The sequence below is a fragment of the Porticoccus sp. genome, assembly GCF_041592135.1.
GTDB lineage: Bacteria > Pseudomonadota > Gammaproteobacteria > Pseudomonadales > Porticoccaceae > Porticoccus.
Genome location: NZ_JBFHQR010000034.1, coordinates 1 through 19,047 on the forward strand (window position 1 = coordinate 1; position 19,047 = coordinate 19,047).

The 19,047-nt window shown below is 58.7% G+C and carries 15 protein-coding genes and 1 other RNA gene; 2 read left to right on the plus strand and 14 right to left on the minus strand.

Features of this window, described 5'->3' with window-relative positions; all coding sequences use genetic code 11:
* On the plus strand, positions 1–485 hold a 485-nt coding region (locus tag ABY948_RS05120; protein ID WP_461481438.1), incomplete at its 5' end, for an SIMPL domain-containing protein.
* Positions 486–568: 83 nt separating this feature from the next.
* Here the strand turns inward: ABY948_RS05120 and ABY948_RS05125 are convergent.
* The 6 genes from ABY948_RS05125 to ABY948_RS05150 all read right to left on the minus strand — a co-directional run bounded on the left by ABY948_RS05125 (position 569) and on the right by ABY948_RS05150 (position 7,686).
* Complete coding sequence (locus ABY948_RS05125) at positions 569–2,188, minus strand: ABC transporter ATP-binding protein (RefSeq protein ID WP_461481439.1); 1,620 nt, start codon at positions 2,186–2,188, stop codon at positions 569–571.
* A 75-nt stretch (positions 2,189–2,263) separates the two neighbouring features.
* Complete coding sequence (locus ABY948_RS05130; RefSeq protein WP_461481440.1) at positions 2,264–3,061, minus strand: hypothetical protein; 798 nt, start codon at positions 3,059–3,061, stop codon at positions 2,264–2,266.
* Between the two features lie 495 nt (positions 3,062–3,556).
* Positions 3,557–4,141 (minus strand): hypothetical protein, encoded by a 585-nt coding sequence (locus ABY948_RS05135; RefSeq protein ID WP_461481441.1) that lies wholly within the window; start codon positions 4,139–4,141, stop codon positions 3,557–3,559.
* 79 nt (positions 4,142–4,220) lie between these two features.
* On the minus strand, positions 4,221–5,111 hold the full coding sequence (locus ABY948_RS05140) for an ABC transporter permease (RefSeq protein ID WP_461481442.1): 891 nt from the start codon (positions 5,109–5,111) through the stop codon (positions 4,221–4,223).
* A complete protein-coding gene (locus tag ABY948_RS05145) occupies positions 5,111–6,046 on the minus strand; it encodes an ABC transporter permease (protein WP_461481443.1) in 936 nt (311 codons plus the stop codon). Before ABY948_RS05145 ends, ABY948_RS05140 begins: the two co-directional genes overlap by 1 nt.
* Positions 6,046–7,686, minus strand: coding sequence for a peptide ABC transporter substrate-binding protein (locus ABY948_RS05150; RefSeq protein ID WP_461481444.1), 1,641 nt, complete (start codon positions 7,684–7,686; stop codon positions 6,046–6,048). Before ABY948_RS05150 ends, ABY948_RS05145 begins: the two co-directional genes overlap by 1 nt.
* Positions 7,687–7,835: 149 nt before the next feature.
* On the opposite strand from ABY948_RS05150, the gene ffs reads away from it, so the two are divergent.
* Positions 7,836–7,932: signal recognition particle sRNA small type (gene ffs / locus ABY948_RS05155), an RNA gene on the plus strand.
* A gap of 200 nt (positions 7,933–8,132) precedes the next feature.
* Here ffs and ABY948_RS05160 read toward each other — a convergent pair.
* The 8 genes from ABY948_RS05160 to ABY948_RS05195 all read right to left on the minus strand — a co-directional run.
* Positions 8,133–10,769: a nitrate reductase gene (locus ABY948_RS05160; RefSeq protein ID WP_461481445.1), complete on the minus strand. Its 2,637-nt coding sequence runs from the start codon at positions 10,767–10,769 to the stop codon at positions 8,133–8,135.
* Positions 10,770–11,039: 270 nt separating this feature from the next.
* The gene (locus ABY948_RS05165) at positions 11,040–12,236 is read right to left on the minus strand and encodes an NAD(P)/FAD-dependent oxidoreductase (RefSeq protein ID WP_461481446.1); all 1,197 of its coding nucleotides are present in this window, start codon (positions 12,234–12,236) and stop codon (positions 11,040–11,042) included.
* A gap of 2 nt (positions 12,237–12,238) precedes the next feature.
* Entirely contained in the window at positions 12,239–13,114 is an 876-nt protein-coding gene (locus ABY948_RS05170; protein ID WP_461481447.1) for an ABC transporter ATP-binding protein, read from the minus strand.
* A 29-nt stretch (positions 13,115–13,143) separates the two neighbouring features.
* Complete coding sequence (locus tag ABY948_RS05175) at positions 13,144–14,103, minus strand: ABC transporter permease (RefSeq protein ID WP_461481452.1); 960 nt, start codon at positions 14,101–14,103, stop codon at positions 13,144–13,146.
* A gap of 127 nt (positions 14,104–14,230) precedes the next feature.
* Positions 14,231–15,619 carry a CmpA/NrtA family ABC transporter substrate-binding protein gene (locus tag ABY948_RS05180; RefSeq protein ID WP_461481448.1) on the minus strand — a complete coding sequence of 463 codons (1,389 nt, stop codon included), beginning with the start codon at positions 15,617–15,619 and terminating at the stop codon, positions 14,231–14,233.
* Between the two features lie 396 nt (positions 15,620–16,015).
* Entirely contained in the window at positions 16,016–17,215 is a 1,200-nt protein-coding gene (locus tag ABY948_RS05185) for a CmpA/NrtA family ABC transporter substrate-binding protein (protein WP_461481449.1), read from the minus strand.
* Positions 17,208–17,822 carry an ANTAR domain-containing response regulator gene (locus ABY948_RS05190; RefSeq protein ID WP_461481450.1) on the minus strand — a complete coding sequence of 205 codons (615 nt, stop codon included), beginning with the start codon at positions 17,820–17,822 and terminating at the stop codon, positions 17,208–17,210. Before ABY948_RS05190 ends, ABY948_RS05185 begins: the two co-directional genes overlap by 8 nt.
* A 133-nt stretch (positions 17,823–17,955) precedes the next feature.
* The coding region (locus ABY948_RS05195) for an alginate export family protein (RefSeq protein ID WP_461481451.1) at positions 17,956–19,047 on the minus strand (1,092 nt) is incomplete at its 5' end.

A 19,047-nucleotide genomic window follows, 5' to 3' on the forward strand; every position in this document is an offset into this window, starting at 1 on the left:
GTGCGGACAAGATCCGCCAGTTCCTGCTGGCCAAGGGCCTGAGTGAAGAGGAAATCACCGTCGCCATGGCCACCATTACCGACAAATCCGCCCGGGATTTCGACAGTAATGTGCGCGCCGAATTTCGCTATACCGCCCAGCAAACGGTTACCGTTTACTCCCGTCAGGTGGACAAGGTGCGCGGGGTGATGGGTTCCCTCTCCGAACTGGGCAAGCAGGGCATCGCCCTGACCGGGGGCAATTACCAGAGCCAGCCCCAGTACCTGTTTACCCGCCTCAACGAGGTCAAGCCCGAGATGATCGAGGAGGCCACCCGCAAGGCCCGCGAGGTGGCGGAGAAATTCGCCGGGGATTCCCAGAGTCGCCTGGGCAAGATCAAGCGGGCGACCCAGGGACAGTTCAGTATCAGCCCCCGGGATATCAACAACCCCCACCTGATGAATGTGCGGGTGGTGTCCACCGTGGAATACTATCTAGCGGATTGAGCCTGGCAGATTGAGCCTGGCGGATTGAGTCTGGCGGATTGAGTCTGGCGGATTAAGCGGCGCTGCTAAGATCGTCGCGCTGCTTAGACCGTCGCGGCCAGCGGGCCGTCCAGCAGCGGAATGGCGCTGAGCAGCTGGCGGGTGTAGTCGTGGTGGGGCCGGGCGAACAGGGTTTCGGTGTCGCCGGTTTCCACCAGCTTGCCGTGGTGCATCACCGCGATGCGGTCCGACATGTAGCGCACCACCGACAGGTCGTGGGAAATAAACAGCATGGTCAGGTTGTGCTTTTCCACCAACTGCAAAATCAGCTTGAGAATCTGTGCCTGAATGGTCACATCCAGGGCCGACACCGGCTCGTCGGCGATCACCAGTTCCGGTTTGGTGGCGATGGCGCGGCCCACGGCGATGCGCTGGCGCTGGCCGCCGGAGAATTCGTGGGGGTACTTGCGGATCGACGCCCGCGCCAAGCCCACGTCGTCCATTAGTGCCAGCACTTCCCTGGTGACCGTCTTGCGGGTGGCGAGGCGGTGGTAGAGCAGCGGCTCCGCCAGGGCATCGAACACCGTCATGCGCGGATTCAGGGAGGCGTAGGGGTCCTGGAAGATCATCTGCATGCGGCGGCGCAAGGGTGTCATTTGCTTGCCGGACAATTTGGTCAGGTCGATACCGTCAAATACTACGCTGCCACTACTGACCGGCACCAGACCGAGGATGGAGCGCCCCAGGGTGGACTTGCCGGAGCCGGATTCCCCCACCAGCCCGAGAATTTCCCCGTGTTGGATCTCCAGTGAAACCTCATCCACCGCCGTGACCACCTTGGGGTGCCCCCAGGGGCTGCCACTGTGATCCCGAAACGTCGTGGTCAGTCCCCGCAGGCTCAGAAGCGGTTGCTCTTCAATGCGGGCGGGGATGGGCTTGGCGCCCTTGGGAATCGAGGCCAGCAGCTTCTTGGTGTAGTCGTGCTGGGTGTGGTTAAAAATAGCGTCCACCGAGCCCTGTTCGACAATCCTGCCTTCCTTCATCACCGCCACGGTGTCGGCGATATCGGCCACCACCGCCAGATCGTGGGTGATGAAAATCACCGCGATATTGCGGCGCTGTTGCAGCTCGCGAATCAGCTTGAGAATCTGCGCCTGAATGGTGACATCCAGCGCCGTGGTGGGCTCGTCGCAGATCAGCAGCTTCGGTTCGGCGATCAGCGCCATGGCGATCATCACCCGCTGGCGCATGCCGCCGGAAAACTCGTGGGGGTAGCTGTGGATGCGCTTTTCCGGCTCGACAATGCCCACTTCGCCGAGAATCTCAACGGCGCGCTGCAACGCCTGCTGGCGCGCCATATCCCGGTGATAGAGCAGTGGCTCGATCAACTGTTCGCCCACGGTGAGGTAGGGGTTCAGGGAGGTCATCGGGTCCTGGAAGATAATGGCGATATCGTTGCCGCGCACCTTGCGCAGCTGCTTCTCGCTCAGACCCAGCAGATCGCGGCCATCGAACAGCGCGCTGCCCGACTCGATCTTGCCGGGTGGTTGCGGAATCAGCTTCAGCAGGCTGTAACAGGCCACCGACTTGCCGGAACCGGACTCGCCGACAATGGCCAGGGTCTGGCCCTGGTCCACGGAAAAACTGACGCCGTCCACGGCCTTGACCACCCCGGCGCGGGTATGGAAGTGGGTGGTGAGGTCGGTAACGGTCAGTAGTGGCATTTTATATTCTCAAGCCTTATTAAAAAATTTCTTGCGCTATCCTGGCTGTAGGTCAGTCCATGATTGATGTCGTTGTTAACTTTTTTCTGCTGAATCAAGCATGTCTTGCACGGAAGCTTTCAGCACTTCCCATGAAGTTACGCATGTTGCTTCATCAAAATTTGCATGGGTAGTAACATGTACCCATGGGTGCACAACATTCCTTGATTCACGAAGTGCATGGCTAAACTTACCTCGATCAGTCTTTAGCCAACCACAGTCAACTGCCACTTCAATAAGAGAATGTAGGTTCCAATCCTGAATAGCGGGTGTTTTTCCCTGCTTATCCTTTGGTGCCTTGGAAGATTGATAAGCTTTATCTGGAGATGTGGTTGCCCTGCACAAAAGGAGTGCTTCTAACACGCTCCCCATTAGAATTATTGCACCTGTATAAGCTTGTACGTGCTGACACTTTTGAGCCTCTCTCCATCGGCTATCAATCACAGACTCTAGCCCAGGCATTATTTGGGTGATCTTACTGTAGTCTGGGGGAGCAATGATTTGTTTCTTCGGCTTAGTTACTCCTCCGGCTTTTAAGAACTTGATGGCGCTTCTGATATATTCAGCCAGGGTTTCAAGTCGAACTCTACGGCTATTGGCTTCAAAATTAGAATTTGATTCCATAGAGCTAATTAGCGAATCTGGTAACCCGATGACACCATTAAGAATCATTCTAGTTTCGTTGACCTTCGCATCGACAGCACGAAGTCCAGCAAAATCGTCAGTTCTCACAATACCTGGAGATAATTCAATTTCAGCTTGAATGCCCGTTAGTAATTTTAATGCTTGCTGAGTTTCCATATTTTTCCGTGTGTGTTCCAGAAAACGACTCATTATGTGGATGTTAATATTTGGAAATCCTCCGGCTTTAACAAAGTCTTTGAGAGAGTCTTCCGGTTGATTAGGTCGTTGCGAATAGCCAGTATGAATTCTCCGAGTGCCCTCTCTTTGGCTTCGTTTGAAAACACTTGATCACTGTTAACAGTATCTATAAATGCGTAAGCCTTTTGAATTACATCATCCGGACAATACATCCAGCACAAATTTAGCTGATCAATAAAATGGTTTTTATGGGCTTTACTTTCTTCTGGACTCCAACTTGAGAGATAGAAACCTTTCAGAGACTTTATTAGTTCTTGGTACCTAGCTTCTTTTCGTTGGTATTCTTCCCAACATCTCTTTCGCCATTCGTTTGCAAGCCAAGCAATCACTGCCCCGATGAACGGTAGAAAAAATTTTAAGTACTCCATATGGTTGTCTATGCCCTTTCCTAGTAACGCCTACAGCTACGTAAACTAAGAGCGAAGAGGGTAAGTTACCCGAAAAACTTCACTCTTTAACATTTTCAAGCACTTGAACAGGGTATGGGAAATCTCTTGGTGGGTATGGGTACAAGTCAAGACAAAGAGATTCACACATAGCTCTATATTCCTCTTCTTGTATATATAGGCCCTCTAGTTTTTCTTTCCATGCTTCGCTAGGTACTAGAAACACTGCTTCATCACTTGGCAATTCCAGCCGATCGGCTTGAATTCTCCATTCTCTTTGCCAAGACCAGTCGACCCATTCATCCTCGGTGGGACTATACGAAACTATTTTCCAGTGCATTGATGGATCGATAAAACAATGCTCACTTTTTGGCTGATAAATTACAGGCCGTCCATTTTGATTGAACAGCCATTTTTTGCTTACCGACACACCAAAAGGACGGAAGTGATATTTCTCTTTGATAAACTCTGACTCGGGTGCTTCAGAGAAGCAGATAACACGGCTTCCACCAATTACAGCTCGATTAGTGCCACTCAAGAATTCATCATATGCAATCTGAAATAGTACCTCCAGTGCCTGCTCATCAGTTTCAGCACGAACAAGATGTACCACGCGGTGAGTCAAATCTATTCTATTTGATCTCATAGCAGTTCACGTCTATGCCTTTTGCCAAAAATGGCAGCTCGGCTTTTTTGGTAACCATTTCGACCTTTGTCATTCCAACTCAATCCTTCGACGCCCTGGGGTCCAGCGCATCCCTTAACCCATCGCCGAGAAAGTTCAGGGCAAACAATGTGATGGACAGGGTCAGGCCCGGGAAGATCAATAACCAGGGGTATTCCTCCATGGTCTCCACCCCGTAGGAAATCAGCAGTCCCCAGGAACTCTGGGGCGGCTGGATGCCGAGGCCCAGAAAGCTGAGAAAGGCCTCCAGCAGCATCACGCTGGGGATGGTCAGGGTGGTGTAGACGATCACCGGCCCCAATGTGTTGGGGATCAGGTGGCGGCGGATAATGGTCCAGCGGGACAGCCCCAGGGAGATGGCCGCCTCGATGAATTCCTGGCGGCGCAGGGATTGCACCTGACCGCGCACGATGCGCGCCATGGTCAGCCATTCCACCGCGCCGATGGCCAGGAACAGCAGCAGGATATTGCGACCGAACACCACCATCAGCAGCACGATAAAGATCATAAAGGGCAGGGCGTAGAGAATATCCACCAGCCGCATCATCACCGCGTCCACCCGGCCGCCGGCAAACCCCGCCACGGTGCCGTAGAGCACGCCGATCAGCAGCGCCACCGCGGTGGCGATAAAACCCACCGCCAGGGAGACCCGGCTGCCGTACATGATGCGGGTGAGCATGTCGCGGCCGAAGATGTCGGTGCCGAGCCAGTGTTCCGCAGAGGGCGGCGACGCGCCCAGTTGCAGGTTCTGGGTCTCGTAGCCGTAGGGGGCGATCCACGGGGTCAGCAGGGCGATAACGCAAAGGAACAGCATCACCCCGAGGCCGAACAGCGCCAGGTGATTCTTGCGCAGCCGCACCCAGGCGTCCTTCCACAGGGAGGTGCCTTGTTCGGCGTCGGCGAGGTCGGTAATGGCGACGGATTCAGTCATTAGTGGCCCTCCCGCAACTGGTGTCGCAATTTCGGGTTGATCCACACCGCGACGATATCGGACAGTAAATTGAACAGTACGATCAGGGCGGCGAAGAACACCGTGGTGCCGAGAATCATGGTGTAGTCGCGGTTAAAGGCGGCCTGCACGTAGAAGCGGCCGAGGCCGGGAATTTGGAAGATGGTTTCCACCACGAAGGAGCCGCTCAACAGTCCGGCAAAGGCGGGGCCGAGAAAGGCCACCACGGGGATCAGGCCGCCGCGCAGGCCGTGTTTCAGCACTACCACCCACTCCGGCAGGCCCTTGGCGCGGGCGGTGCGGATGTAGTCCTGGGACATCACTTCCAACATGCCGCCGCGACTGAGGCGGGCGATGTAGGCGGCGTAGCCGGTGCCGAGGGTGATGGCGGGGAGGATCTTGTCGCCGGGCAGGTCGCCCCAGCCGGACACCGGCAGCCACTCCAGCCAGACGCCAAAGATCAGTACCAATAACGGCCCCATCAGGAACGACGGCATACAGATGCCGAGCATGGCGGCGGACATGGGGATGTAGTCCTGGGGGGTGTTGGGCTTGAGTGCCGCCATCACTCCGGCGCAGGCGCCGATCAGGATCGCCACCAGCATGGCGTAAAAGGCCAGCTCGGCGGTGGTGGGCAGGCCGCCGAGAATCAGTTCGTTGACCGAGCGGCCGGGGTAGCGGAACGAGGGGCCGAACTCGCCGTGCACCAGGTCGTCGAGGTAACTGAGGTACTGCTGCCACATGGGCTGGTCCAGCTTGTAGCGGGCTTCCAGCGCCTTGACCACTTCCGGGGGCACGGTCTTCTCGGCGCTGAACGGGCCGCCGGGGGCGGCGCGCACCAGGAAAAAGGTGGCGGTAATCACCACCAGCAATACCGGAATGGCCTGCAACAGGCGGCTGAGGATAAAACGCGACATCAGTGAATCACCTCGCCGCTGAAGCTGGCATCCAGGTGCAGCCGTTTGTAGAGGCTGTAATCCAGCAGGTTGGGTTGCAGCCCCTTGAGGCTCGGGTGCACCAGGTTTTTGCTGGTGTAGATGTAAATGGGTATCAGCGGCATATCCTCCAGCAGCAGCGCCTCCGCCTCCTGCATCAGCCGGTAGCGCTCTGCCGGGTCCGAGGCCTCGGGGGCCAGTTTGAGAATCAGCTGGTCGTAGCGGGTGTTGGCCCAGCCGGTGAGGTTGTTGCCGCCGCCGCTGACCCACATGTCGAGAAAGGTGTTGGGATCGACGTAATCGCCGATCCAGCCGGCGCGGGCGATGGCGTAGTCGCCGTTTTCCACGGAGTTCAGGTACACCTTCCAGTCCTGGTTGTTGAGCACGATCTTGATGCCCAGCTGTTCGTACCACATCTGCTGGATGGCCACGGCGATCTTGCGGTGGCCCTCGGAGGTGTTGTACAGCAACTCGGTGACCGGGAAGCCCTTGCCACCGGGATAGCCCGCCTCCGCCAGCAGTTGCCGCGCCTTGTCCGGGTCGTAGCGGAAGCCGTCCGGCGCGGTGTAACCGAGGGTGTCCGGCGGGGTGAAGGTGTAGGCGGGCAGCTCATTGCCCTTGGTGACCTGTTTGACGATGGCGTCGCGGTCGATGCTCATGGCCAGCGCCCGGCGCACCCGTTTGTCGCTGAGCTGTGGCACCCTGGTGTTGAAGCGGTAGAAATAGTTGCCGAGGTAGGCCTGGGTGTAGAGCAGTTCCGGATGATGCTTGCGGTAGCTTGCCACCTTGTCGATGGGAATGCTGGCGGTGCGGTGCAACTGCCCGGAGCGGAACATGCGCTCCTCGGTGGTGACGTTTTCCGTGGGGTGGAAGTGAATGGCGTTAATGGTGACCTTGTCGGCATCCCAGTAATAGGGGTTTTTGCTCACCACCACCCGCTTGAACAGCCGCCACTCGCTGAGGTTGTAGGGGCCGTTGCCGACGAAGTTGCCGGGGCGGGTCCACTGGCTGCCGCGCTCGTCGGCGCCGCCGAACTTCTCAATGGTGGCCCGGTGTACGGGGAAGTAGCTGTAGTGATCCAGCAGTTGCAGGAAGTAGGGCGTCGGGTTGGCCAGTTCCACCTCCAGGGTATAGTCATCAATGACGTGGATACCGACCCGCTCAAAGTCTTTGATACTGCCTTTGTAATAGGCTTCGGCACCCTTGATGACAAACAGCATATAGGCGTACTGGTTGCCCAGGGCCGGTTGCAGGGCGCGCCACCAGGACCAGGCGAAATCCCCGGCGGTGACCGGGTCGCCGTTGGACCAGCGGGCGTTGTGGCGCAGGTAAAAGCGGTAGTGTTTGCCGTCGTCACTGACCTCCCAGCGCTCGGCGACACCGGGGATGGGCTCGAGGGTGGCGGGGTCTTTCAGTACCAGCCCTTCCAGCAGGGCGGTGAGAATCTTGTGTTCCGGTACGCCGGTGACGATATGGGGATCGAGTTCCTGGGGATCGGTGCCATTGCCCAGATGCAGGATGCCGTCGCGGTTGCCGGTGGTGACGTTGCTTTCACCGCCGCTGCAGGCCCACAACAGGCCGCACAGGAGGATAAGGAGGGTGCTTTTCAGGGGTGCCTTCATGCAGTGAACAGTCCGGGGGGCCAGCGCCCTATGTTAGGCAAGGTCGGTGGCCGACGCCAGCCCGGATTGCGGTTGAAATACGTTATCGAAGCGACCATAATGCCCACCCTTATCGGCATGGCCGATAGGCATTTCTTTATGGTGACCCCTGTTGGTCCCCTCGCAATGATCAGCTGCGAACCCCGCCAGGCCCGGAAGGGAGCAACGGTAGCGGTGACATCGTGTGCCGGGGTGTGGCTGGCAGGGGAAGCCACCAGAATCCAGTCCAATCCCCTTTTCGCTATTCCCTGATCGACAAACTCGATACCCCGAGCGTCGTCTCGTCGGCGATTGTCGTGTAAAAAAACCCCCCTGGTGCAACCCGACTATGGGGAGAAGCGTCCATAGTCGGATTGCACTGGGGGACGACAAGTGCCACAGGTCTTATTGTTAGTACGCCCTGTTGCCTATGCGGCGTCGGATTTCAGGGTCTGATTGACCAAATGATTCAGCTCCGGAAGACAGGAGCCACAGTTGGTGCCGCATTTGAGTTGTTCGCCCAGCTGTTTGACGGAACAGGCCCCGGCCGCGATGGCCTGAACAATCTGTTTATCGCCCACCTCGAAACAGGAGCAGATCAGCCGCCCCTTGTCGGCCTGGGCCATGTTTCGTCCCGCCAGCAGTTGCCAGGGAGAAGGGTCGATTTCCTTGCCGAGCAGCTCTTTCAGCCAGTCGGTCGAGGGCAGCGCATGTTGATCCCGGTGACAGAAAATAGCCAGCCTGACCCGCGTCCCCCGATAACAGACAAAGCGCTCGTCGCCCTGCTCGCTGTCGCAGAAATGGGCGCAGCCCTGCACATCCTCACCGTGCTGGCGCAAAAAGTCCGGCCAGTCGAAATTCCCGGCGGTGGCGACCCGGTAGCAATACCCCCGGTTGTCGGCCAGCGGCGTCAGGGTCCAGTTGATAAAGCCGCTGCAGTCCAGCGGACTGTCACTGACCAGGCTGGCCCACAGGGGTGTCTCGATTTTGCGGATCGACGCCGGATTGAACTTGAATTCCGGCTGCCCGGAATGGGGATCGGTGATCGGGGCCAGCAGGGCGCCGACACGGGCTTTGCTGGCGTACCGGTCGCTCCAGTGTATCGGTACAAATAACTGGTTGAGTCCCATGCCTGCATCCAGCGTTACCCGGACCTGCACCGCGCCGTGGCGGGTGCTGACTTCGGCGAGCTCACCTTCCGTCAGCCCTTGCTCTTCGGCAGCGTTCGGGTGTATCAGCACGAAGGGCGCGTCGATGTGGTTGAGCAGGCGCTGGGCGCGCGCCGTGCGGGTCATGGTGTGCCACTGGTCGCGCACCCGCCCGGTATTGAGGGCGAAAGGGTAGTCCTCTGACAGGAATTGAACCGGTCCCCTGGGTTGCACCGCAATGAACTGCGCCTTGCCGCTGGGCGTCACAAAACGCCCGTCGCCGAACAGTCGCGCCGTGCCGTTGGGGTGTTCCCCGTTGACGGGCCACTGCACGGGTTTCAGGTCATCGTACTGCTGTCGGGTCAGGGTGCTGAGGGCGCTGATATCGAAAGCCCGTTTGCCGTTGTTGCGAAAACCGCTGAGGGCCGCGTGCTCGACGAATACATCCCGTGGATGCTGATAGGGAAATGCCTCGCCAAAGCCCAGTTTGGCTGCGACCTGGGTCAATATCCACCAGTCGTGCCGGGCCTCGCCCGGGGGCGTCACCATCGCCCACTGGCGGGAAATACGCCGCTCGGAGTTGGTGACGGTGCCGCATTTTTCGCCCCAGCTGGTGGTCGGCAACAGGATGTTGGCGGTGGCGGTGGTGTCGGTACGGCCAATACAGTCGGAGACGATCACCGTGTCACAGGCCTCCAGCGCCGCCCTGACCCTGTCGGCGTTGGGCAGGCTGACCACCGGGTTGGTGCCCATGATCCAGATCGCCTTGACGGTGCCATCGGCCACCGCGTCAAACAGGTCCACTGCTTTCAGGCCCGGCTGCTGGCTGAGTTGCCCGGTGCCCCAGAATTCCCCGACGGTTTGCAGGTTCTCGGGGCTGTAATCCATATGGGCCGCCAGTTGATTGGCCAGACCGCCCACTTCGCGACCGCCCATGGCATTGGGTTGCCCGGTGATGGAGAAGGGCCCCGCGCCCAGCTTGCCGATCCGGCCGGTGGCCAGATGACAGTTGATGATGGCGTTGCCCTTGTCGGTGCCGGAGGACGACTGGTTGATGCCCTGGGAATAGAAGCTGACGGTTTTGGCGGTCTCGGCAAACCAGCGGTAGAAGGTTTCGAGGCTGTGCTCGTCGATGCCCAATTGCGTCGCGGTTTCGCTGAATGAAAATTGTTTGGCGGCGGCGATGGCCCGTTCAAACCCCTCGGTAAACTGGTCGATATAGCCTGTATCGGTGAACCCCCGCTCGTGCAGCCAGGCCAGCAGGCCCATAAACAGGAAGCCGTCGGAACCGGGGGCAATGGCCAGGTGCAGGTCGGCGATGTCGCAGGTGGCGGTGCGGCGCGGGTCGATCACTACCACTTTCATGGCGGGGTTGGTCTGTTTGGCCACCATCATGCGCCGGTACAGCACCGGGTGGGTCCAGGCAGCGTTGGAGCCGACCAACACCAGCAGGTCGCAGTTTTCCAGGTCCTCATAGCTGCAGGGCACCGCGTCGCCGCCGAAGGCGCGCTTGTAGCTGGCCACCGCCGACGACATACAGAGCCGGGAGTTGGTGTCCACATTGCCGGTGCCGAGGAATCCCTTGGCCAGTTTGTTGGCCACGTAATAGTCTTCGGTGAGCAGTTGCCCGGACAGGTAGAAGGCGATGGCATTGGGGCCGTAGGTATCGCGAATCTCGGTGAGTTTGCTCGCCACGGTGTCGATGGCGGTGGGCCAGTCCACCCGCTCGCCCGCTATGCTGGGATGGAGCAGGCGGCCGTGATCGCCCATGGTTTCGTGGAGTGCCGAGCCCTTGACACAGAGGGCCCCGAGGTTGGCGGGGTGTGTTTTGGCGCCGGATACGGCGATGATCCGATCATCTTTCAGTTTCGCAGTCACCCCGCAGCCGACCCCGCAGTAGGGGCAGGTGGTGTCCATTTTTGTGCACTGCTCAGTCATGGTTTGCGCCGATCTTCGGGATCAGAGAGTAAGGATTAGCCGGTTGCCGACCATTTCGCTGGGGTAGACGGGCGCGGAGACAGCCTCATTTTCCAGGCTCCGGGCAGTGGCCCCGGCGGCGACTCCGCAACGGGCCGGTGGCGCCACGCAGCAGTGGTCCGGCTTTCCGTTTTTGATTGCGACAACATGTAACATCTGCATGTCCCCAGCGAGATTTCAGGTCTATGACTTGCGTCCGGCAACGGCCTGTCAGGACAGCGCTGCACCGAACATCAGTTGGTTTTCATGGGCGCCGAGCAGCTGGCCGCTGCCAATCAGGGCCTCGTATTGGCTGCACTGGCTTTTGTCGCCAAACAGCAGTGCCGCCTGTAAACGGTTGTCGCGAATCACCAGTCGCCGATAGACCCCCGCCAGGGGATCGCTGACCAGGATGTCGCGGCTGTGTTGATCGGTTTTCAGGTTGCCGGCGGAAAAGACGTCGATGCCGGACACCTTCAGCTGGGTGGAATGTTCCCGCGGGTGATAGCGAGCGGGCCGGCCCAGCAGGGTTTCCGTGAGCACGCTGGCCTGATCCCAGATGGGCGCGACGATGCCGACGGTGATGCCGTTGTGCTCGGCGCATTCGCCAAGGGCGTAGATACCGGCTGCGGAGGTGCGCATCTGGTCGTCGACCACAATGCCGCGGTTGATCTCCAGTCCGCTGCCGTCGAACACCTCGACATTCGGGGTGATGCCGGTGGCGAACACGATCAGTTCACCCGCCAGCCACCGGCCATCCTCAAGCTGTAGACCGCCAGCCCTTTCCGTACCGGTAACCGCTGCGGAGCGAACGCCGGTGAGAATGCGGATACCGCGTCCCTCCAGGCTCTGCTGCAACAGCCTGGCGGCGCGGCGATCCAGCTGCCGGTTCATCAGGGTGTCGCTGTTGTGTACCACGGTGACATCCAGGCCGAGCTGGTTGAGGCCGTAGGCGGCCTCCAGCCCGAGCAGGCCGCCTCCCACCACCAGCGCCCGCTCACCCTGTTCGGCAAAGCTTTGCATGATGGCGATGTCGTCCAGGGTGCGGAACGCCATCACGCCGGGCAGGTTGTTGCCGTGAATGGCCGGAATGTAGGGTCGGGAGCCGGTGGCGATAACAATGCGGTCAAACTGCTGCCGCCATCCCGACGCGGTAACGACCTCACGCTCGGCAGCGTCCAGTGCCACCACGGGATCGCCGCAGTGCAGTTGAATACGGTTTGCGCGATACCAGTCCTCACTGAGCAGGGGCAGCCCGTCCAGGGTTTTATCGCCGGCCAGCACGGAGGAGAGCTGGATGCGGTTGTAGGGGTTGACCCGCTCCTCGCCGATCATGGTGATCGCGCCCCGGTAGCCTTCGGCCACCAGGGATTCAGCGAGTCTGGCGCCGGCCATGCCGGTACCGATGATGGCAAGGGAGTCAGTCATGCTCAGGCCGCTTCGGATTTTGCGCTGGTGTCAGTTTCCGGAGTCGCATCTGCGGCTAGCTTGGCCGCTGCTTTCGCCTCTTTTTCTGCCGCCGGGTTTTTCTGCTTTTCGTAGAGGAAGCGCAGTACCTGCTGGCGGTAGTGGATGAACTCTGCATCCTCCGCCAGTGCCAGACGATCCCTGGGGCGGGCCAGCTTGACCTCGAGGATTTCGCCGACGGTGGCGGCGGGGCCGTTGGTCATCATCACGATGCGATCAGACAGCAGCACCGCCTCGTCCACATCGTGGGTAATCATGATCACGGTGTTGCCCAGGCTGGTCTGGATCTCCATCAGGGAGTCCTGCAGGTGGGCGCGGGTGAGGGCGTCGAGGGCGCCAAAGGGTTCGTCCATCAGCAGCACCTTGGGCTGCATGGCCAGGCAGCGGGCGATACCGACGCGCTGCTTCATGCCGCCGGAGATTTCCCCCGGCAGTTTGTGCAGGGCGTGGTCCATGTGTACCAGCGACAGGTTGTGCTCGATCCAGTCGTGCATTTCCGCCTTGCTCTTGGTTTTCTTGAATACGCGTTTTACTGCCAACTCCACGTTCTGGTAGACGGTGAGCCAGGGCAGCAGGGCGTGGTTCTGGAAGACCACGGCGCGATCGGGGCCGGGTTTGTCGACTTCCCGGCCCTCGAGGATCACACCGCCCTCGGTGGCCTCGTAAAGGCCGGCGACGATGTTCAGTACCGTGGATTTGCCGCAGCCGGAATGGCCGATCAGGGAGATAAACTCGCCCTGGTCAATGGAAATATCGACCGCCTGCAAGGCCCGGAACGGCTTGTCATCAGTGGGAAATTCGATACCCACATGGCTGATTTCCAGATAGCTGTTTTTCATAACGTGCTCCTTGACGGAATACCTTGCAGTTAGCGGAGGATGGCCTGTTTGTCCCAAGTGATACGGCGCTGTACCGCCAGCATCAGTCGGTCCAGGGAGAAGCCGATCAGGCCGATGGCCAGTACCGCGACCATGATGCGGCCCAGGGAATCGGACGAGCCATTCTGGAACTCGTCCCAGATGAATTTGCCGAGGCCGGGGTTCTGGGCCAGCATTTCGGCGGCGATCAGCACCATCCAGCCGGTGGCTAACGATAATCTGAGTCCGGTAAAGATCATCGGGATGGCGGAAGGGATCACAATGGTGCGCACATGCACCAATGAGGGCAATTGCAACACCCGGCTGACGTTGATCAGGTCCCGGTCAATGCTGGTGACGCCGACGGTGGTGTTGATTACCGTGGGCCACAGGCAGCAGAGGGTCACCGTGAAGGCCGAGGTCAGGAAGGCTTTTTCGAACATCGGCTCGTCGCTGACATAGAGTGCGGACACCAGCATGGTCACCAGTGGCAGCCAGGCCAGCGGTGAGACCGGTTTGAAGGTCTGGATAATCGGGTTGACCGACTGGTAGACCTTCTCGCTGAGGCCACAGGCGATGCCCAGTGGAATGGCGATGATGGAGGCCACCACAAAGCCAAAGGAAACGGTGTAGAGACTGGTGAGAATCTGGTCAAAGAAGGTGGCCTTGCCGGTATAGGGGCGAATTTTCACCTCCGCATCGGGATTCCGGGCCAGTTTCTTGGCGTTGCGTTCTTCCTGGCGCTGGTAAAAGGCGGCTTCTTTTTCGCGCTCGCGCCGGTGTTCGGCCACCAGGTTCTTGGACTGTTCCCAGACCTGAACCGGACCGGGAAATTGCCCCAGCGAGGTAATGATGTTGTTGGCAACGCCTTGCCACAGCATCAGGAATATCACTATGCCGGCCAGCGGCAGGGTAACCGCCTTGCCGAGGTGACGGAGTAGGAGGATCAGTTGTGAGGGGGCAAACAGCATTTTCCCCTGCTCATTTCTGAATATGGCCGCGATTTCAGTCATGACATCTATCCTGGGTGTTGGGATCCGGCAGGTTGCCCTGCCGGATGTGGTTGGCTTTGCAGAAAAGGCTGCAACATTCAAGCCATTACAAAGTTTCGTCTTTCAAACCGATGGTGAGCTTTTCCAGGTAGGCATTGGGTTGCTTGCCATCGTAGGTCACACCGTCGATGAACTCGCTCTGCGGTGCGCGGAAGCCGCTCTCTTTGTCGAGATCGGGGAAGTCCGCCGCGGTCATGACGCCGTCAGCAATCAGCTCTTTCGCCGCGATGGCGTAGATATCCGGGCGATAGACTTTCTTCGCCATGTCGAAATACCAGTCGTCGGATTTCTTCTCGGAGATCTGGCCCCAGCGGCGCATCTGGGTCAGATACCAGACCGCGTCGGAGTAGTAGGGGTAGGTGGCGTAGTGGCGGAAGAACACGTTGAAGTCGGGTACTTCGCGCTTGTCACCTTTTTCATATTCAAAGGTACCGGTCATGCTGTTGGCGATCACATCGTAATCGGCACCGACATATTCCGGACGGGAGAGGATTTTGACCGCTTCCGGACGGTTGGCGTTGTTGTTTTCATCCAGCCATTTGGCCGCGCGCAGCAGGGCCTTGACCACACGAATGGTGGTGTTTGGATACTTCTCGGTGAATTCCTTGGTCATGCCGAACACTTTTTCCGGATTGTTTTTCCAGATTTCGTAATCGGTGATCACCGGCACGCCGATGCCCTTGAATACCGCCTGCTGGTTCCAGGGTTCACCCACGCAGTAGCCGTAGATGGTGCCCGCTTCCAGGGTGGCCGGCATTTGCGGCGGCGGGGTCACGGACAGCAGTGCCTCGGCGTTGATCAGGCCGCTGGTGTCACCCTTGTGGGGGGCGTAGTAGCCGGGGTGAATGCCACCCGCTGCCAGCCAGTAGCGCAACTCGTAGTTGTGGGTGGATACCGGGAACACCATGCCCATTTTGAAGGGCTTGCCCTCGGCGCGCATTTTCTCCACCACCGGCTTCAGGGAATCGGCCTTGATGGGGTGAACGGGCTTGCCGTTTTCCATGGGGATATGTTCTTTCATCATTTCCCAGATTTCGTTGGAAACGGTGATGCCGTTACCGTTCAAATCCATGCTGAAAGGGGTGACGATGTCGGCTTTGGTGCCAAAACCGATGGTGGCGGCCAGCGGTTGGCCGGCCAGCATGTGGGCGCCGTCAAGCTTGCCATCGATAACGCCATCCAGCAGCACTTTCCAGTTGGCCTGGGCTTCGACAGTGACGTAAAGACCCTCGTCTTCGAAATAGCCTTTTTCATAGGCCACCGCGATGGGCGCCATATCGGTGAGTTTGATAAAGCCAAATTTCAACTCGTCTTTTTCCGGCTCGCCCACTTCTGCTTGGGCGAAAGTTGCCAGGGTCAGGCCGCAAACGGCCAGGACGGTTTTGAACAGTGATGGCGTTTTGTTAGCCTTGTTGTATCGCTGTGCGGCATTCATAGAACCGATTCCTCGTGGTTAGTAATCACGCATAAAAAAAGCCCGCCTACACACGGGTGTAGGTGGGCTTCGTTGCCCGTTATATTGGCGGGGACCAATATGACATTGCACTGTTACCAAGGTATATACAATTAGCGTGCCAATCGCGTTTTGGCCGTGAATAGGGGGTATCCGGAGTATATCCTGGGTCGACTTGTCAGCTGATGGTGCAGGTTGTCAGGCGGAACCGTGGGGGTGTGCGCCAAAATTGTGCGACTTTGATGGTAGTGATAATACCTCTTTGGTGGTAACCGGTTATGCCGGCATGACAGCAGATCGCTGGTCGGTTGACAGCCATTGCTGAGTTGCCGGGGATCGCTGTCCGGCTCAGTTTTTTAGGGGGAGGGGGGGGGAGCCTTACGGGCACAGCATCAGGTCACTGCCGAGCTCGATTTCCTCGCTAAAATAAAAAGGCTGAGGGTGGCTGCCCTCGGTTTTGTAGTCCTTGTCCGGGGTCGGCAGGTCCAGCAGGCGGGCCGTTTCCCGATACAAATCGGTGCGGAAACACTGCTGGGTAATGGAGGCGATGCGGTTGGCATCAAATACCTTGCCGAGCAGCGGTTCACATTGGTGCAGGATAAGCTCTGCCTGGGAGCGCCAGGGAAACCCGGCGTTGTAGCGGGAAAAGACGTGGAAATTGGCTTGCAGGCGGGGCTGGGCGCCGCGATCATGGGTGATCTGTCCGGTCATGGAGGGCCGCAGGTAGTTGGCCGGCAGGTCGAGGTACTCCTTGCGGGACATCATTTCGATGATGGGTTCGCGGTTATCCATATTGGCCAGCCACTGGCAGGCTTCCATCAGGGCCAGTCGCAGCCGCAGGTGGGTGGCCGGATTGCGGGTATGCCAGTCCTCCAGCACCCCCAGGACTTTTTCCGGCGCATTGTTCCAGACATCGAATCCGGTACTGGCCAGAACGCCGACACCATAGTCGACGGCAATGCTGTTCCAGGGCTCACCGACACAGAAACCATCGATAACGCCCTGGGCGAGACTGTCCACCATCTGCTCGGGCGGCAATACAATAATCCGCACATCGCGATCGGGGTCGAGGCCGCCGGCTTTCAGCCACATTCTCAACAGCAGGGTGTGGGTGGAGAACAGGTGTACCGTCGCCAGGGTCATCACCTGGTTTTTGCCATTTTCACGCAGCGCGGCGGCAAAGGCCCTGGCGGTGGCCAGCGGGTCGTTTGTCTGCAGCGGCTGCCCGGAGAGTTCAGCCATTCGCTCCCACAGCGGCGGGGCCAGGGTGATGCCGTTGCCGTTCAGGGACAGCACCAACCCGGTAACAATGGGCGCGCGGATGCCGGTTGCACCCAGGGTAATTACCAGCGGCATGGGGGCCAGCATCTGTACGGCATCAAAGTTGCCGGCGATTAATTTGTCGCGAATATTGGCCCAGGACACTTCCCGGTGCAGGCTGACATCGAGTCCGTACTTGCTGTAGATGCCGAGCTCCTGGGCGACAATCAAGGGTGCGCTGTCGCTCAGTCGCATGTAGCCGAGGTTGAGGTGCTGCCGCTCTGCGCCGGGCAGTGACTTGGGGTTGATCTTAGTCATGGTTGTTTCCGTTACCACTGCTTTTTCCCAGTATTTTTATGACTGAACGGGCGGCCTCTGGCAGAGTCTGGTTGGTATCCATGGACAGCGTGCGCAGGGTTTTATGGGCCTTGTCCTCGCTGATGCCATGTTGGGCCATCAGCAATTGCTTGGCCTCTTCGACCACCGAGTGGCTGGCCAGTTTGGTGCGGGCATCGTCAAGCGCCTGGCGCAGGGATTGGTAGGATTTGAACTGGGCGATGGCCAAATCAATGACGGGTTTGACGCGCTGGGGGTTGAGTTCTTCCATCATGTAGGCGGTAACGCCTGCGTCAACCGCTTCCTCAATGAACGCCGGGTCGTCTTCATCGGAAAACATCACCACCGGCTTGGGGTTGTAGTGGTTGACCACGGAGAGGCTTTCCAGCACATCGCGACCGGGAGATTGCAGGTCGATGAGCACCAGGTCGGGCTGCAATTGCTCAATCTGGAACAGCAGGCCGGAGGCTGAGGGCAGCCGACAGATTACCTCGAAGCCGGAGGCTGTCAGCTTTTCCTCGACACTGGCGGACCGCTCGGAATGGTCGTCCACCAGCATGATGCGAATGGGGTCTTTGCTGGATGACATGATTAATGCAACCAGCTTAAGGGGTATTTGGACATGGGAGATGTGACAACAGGAAAATGACCCAGGGTCGTTGATGATACTCCGACCCTGAATCATCCTCCAGTGCAACATGTCGATCAGCAGGTCATGAGGATCAGAAGCTGAAGTTCACGCTAAACCAGACTTTATCGGTATCAACACCAAACTCATCGGCGTCGTACATGGCGTACTTCAGTTCTACCGACAGGTTCTTGTTGATGGCGTAGCTGGCCACGGCATCGAATTCCTCGCCGTAGTCGGTACTGCCTTCATCCGAGGAGAAGTCGTGGTAGAAAGCGGCCAGGGCAACCCCAGCCACATTACCGGTCATTTTCACGTAGACATCTTCGATGCCGTCAGCGGGGGTCACCAGGAACAGGTCCGCCCAGCCCTGGAACTTGTGCAGGGTGGCCAGCGGTGTGCTGAACCCCTTGATGCCGTCATCGCTGCCCAGCAGTTCGTAGCCGACGCCGAGCCCAACGCCTTTTACCTTGGTGCCGAGTTCGAGCATGTAGTATTCGGCATCGTAGTCGACGGGGTTGTCTTTGTAATCGCTCTGGGTGGCGGCGGAGGCGGCGACAGTGACGGGACCAAAGGCGCCGTTATAGTCCACCCCGTAGGTTTCAGAGGAGTTGCCCGAGACATTTTCCACGGCATTGTCGAAGTCCAGCAGGTAGGCGTAGACGCCGATGGTGTGGCCGGCAGCCGGGGAGAATGACGCATACAGGGCATGGGAGTCAGAGTCATAACGGCGCGGTTGGGCACCGCCGGTATCGGGTCCGAAAATGCGGTTTACATCCCAGATGTAGCTGTAGTCCACCTTCACCGGTCCGACGGGCAGTTCCAGGCGGAAGGAGTCGTAGGTCTGTTCATTCTGGCGCCAGCCCACCCCGCCGACAAAGCGCTGTCCGGCGTGGTTGATGCGCTGGCGGCCGGCGGTGCCAGTAAAGGCGTCGCCTGTGTATTTTAGGAAAGCTTGGTTGATATCGGTACCGTCCGGATCGGCGACAGTGGAGTACTGTGTTCCCTTGTGGTTTGAAGGCGTGCCGTATTGTTCGCTGCCGATCTGGCTGACATCATCGACTTCCAGCAGACCGGAAAAACCGTTGTAACTGGCTGAGCTCCAGGTCACCCTGGATTTCAGGGTGGAGGCTTTTGCATCTTCCTTGCTGTTATCTTCGTCCACATATTCATAGCGGTAGCGGAA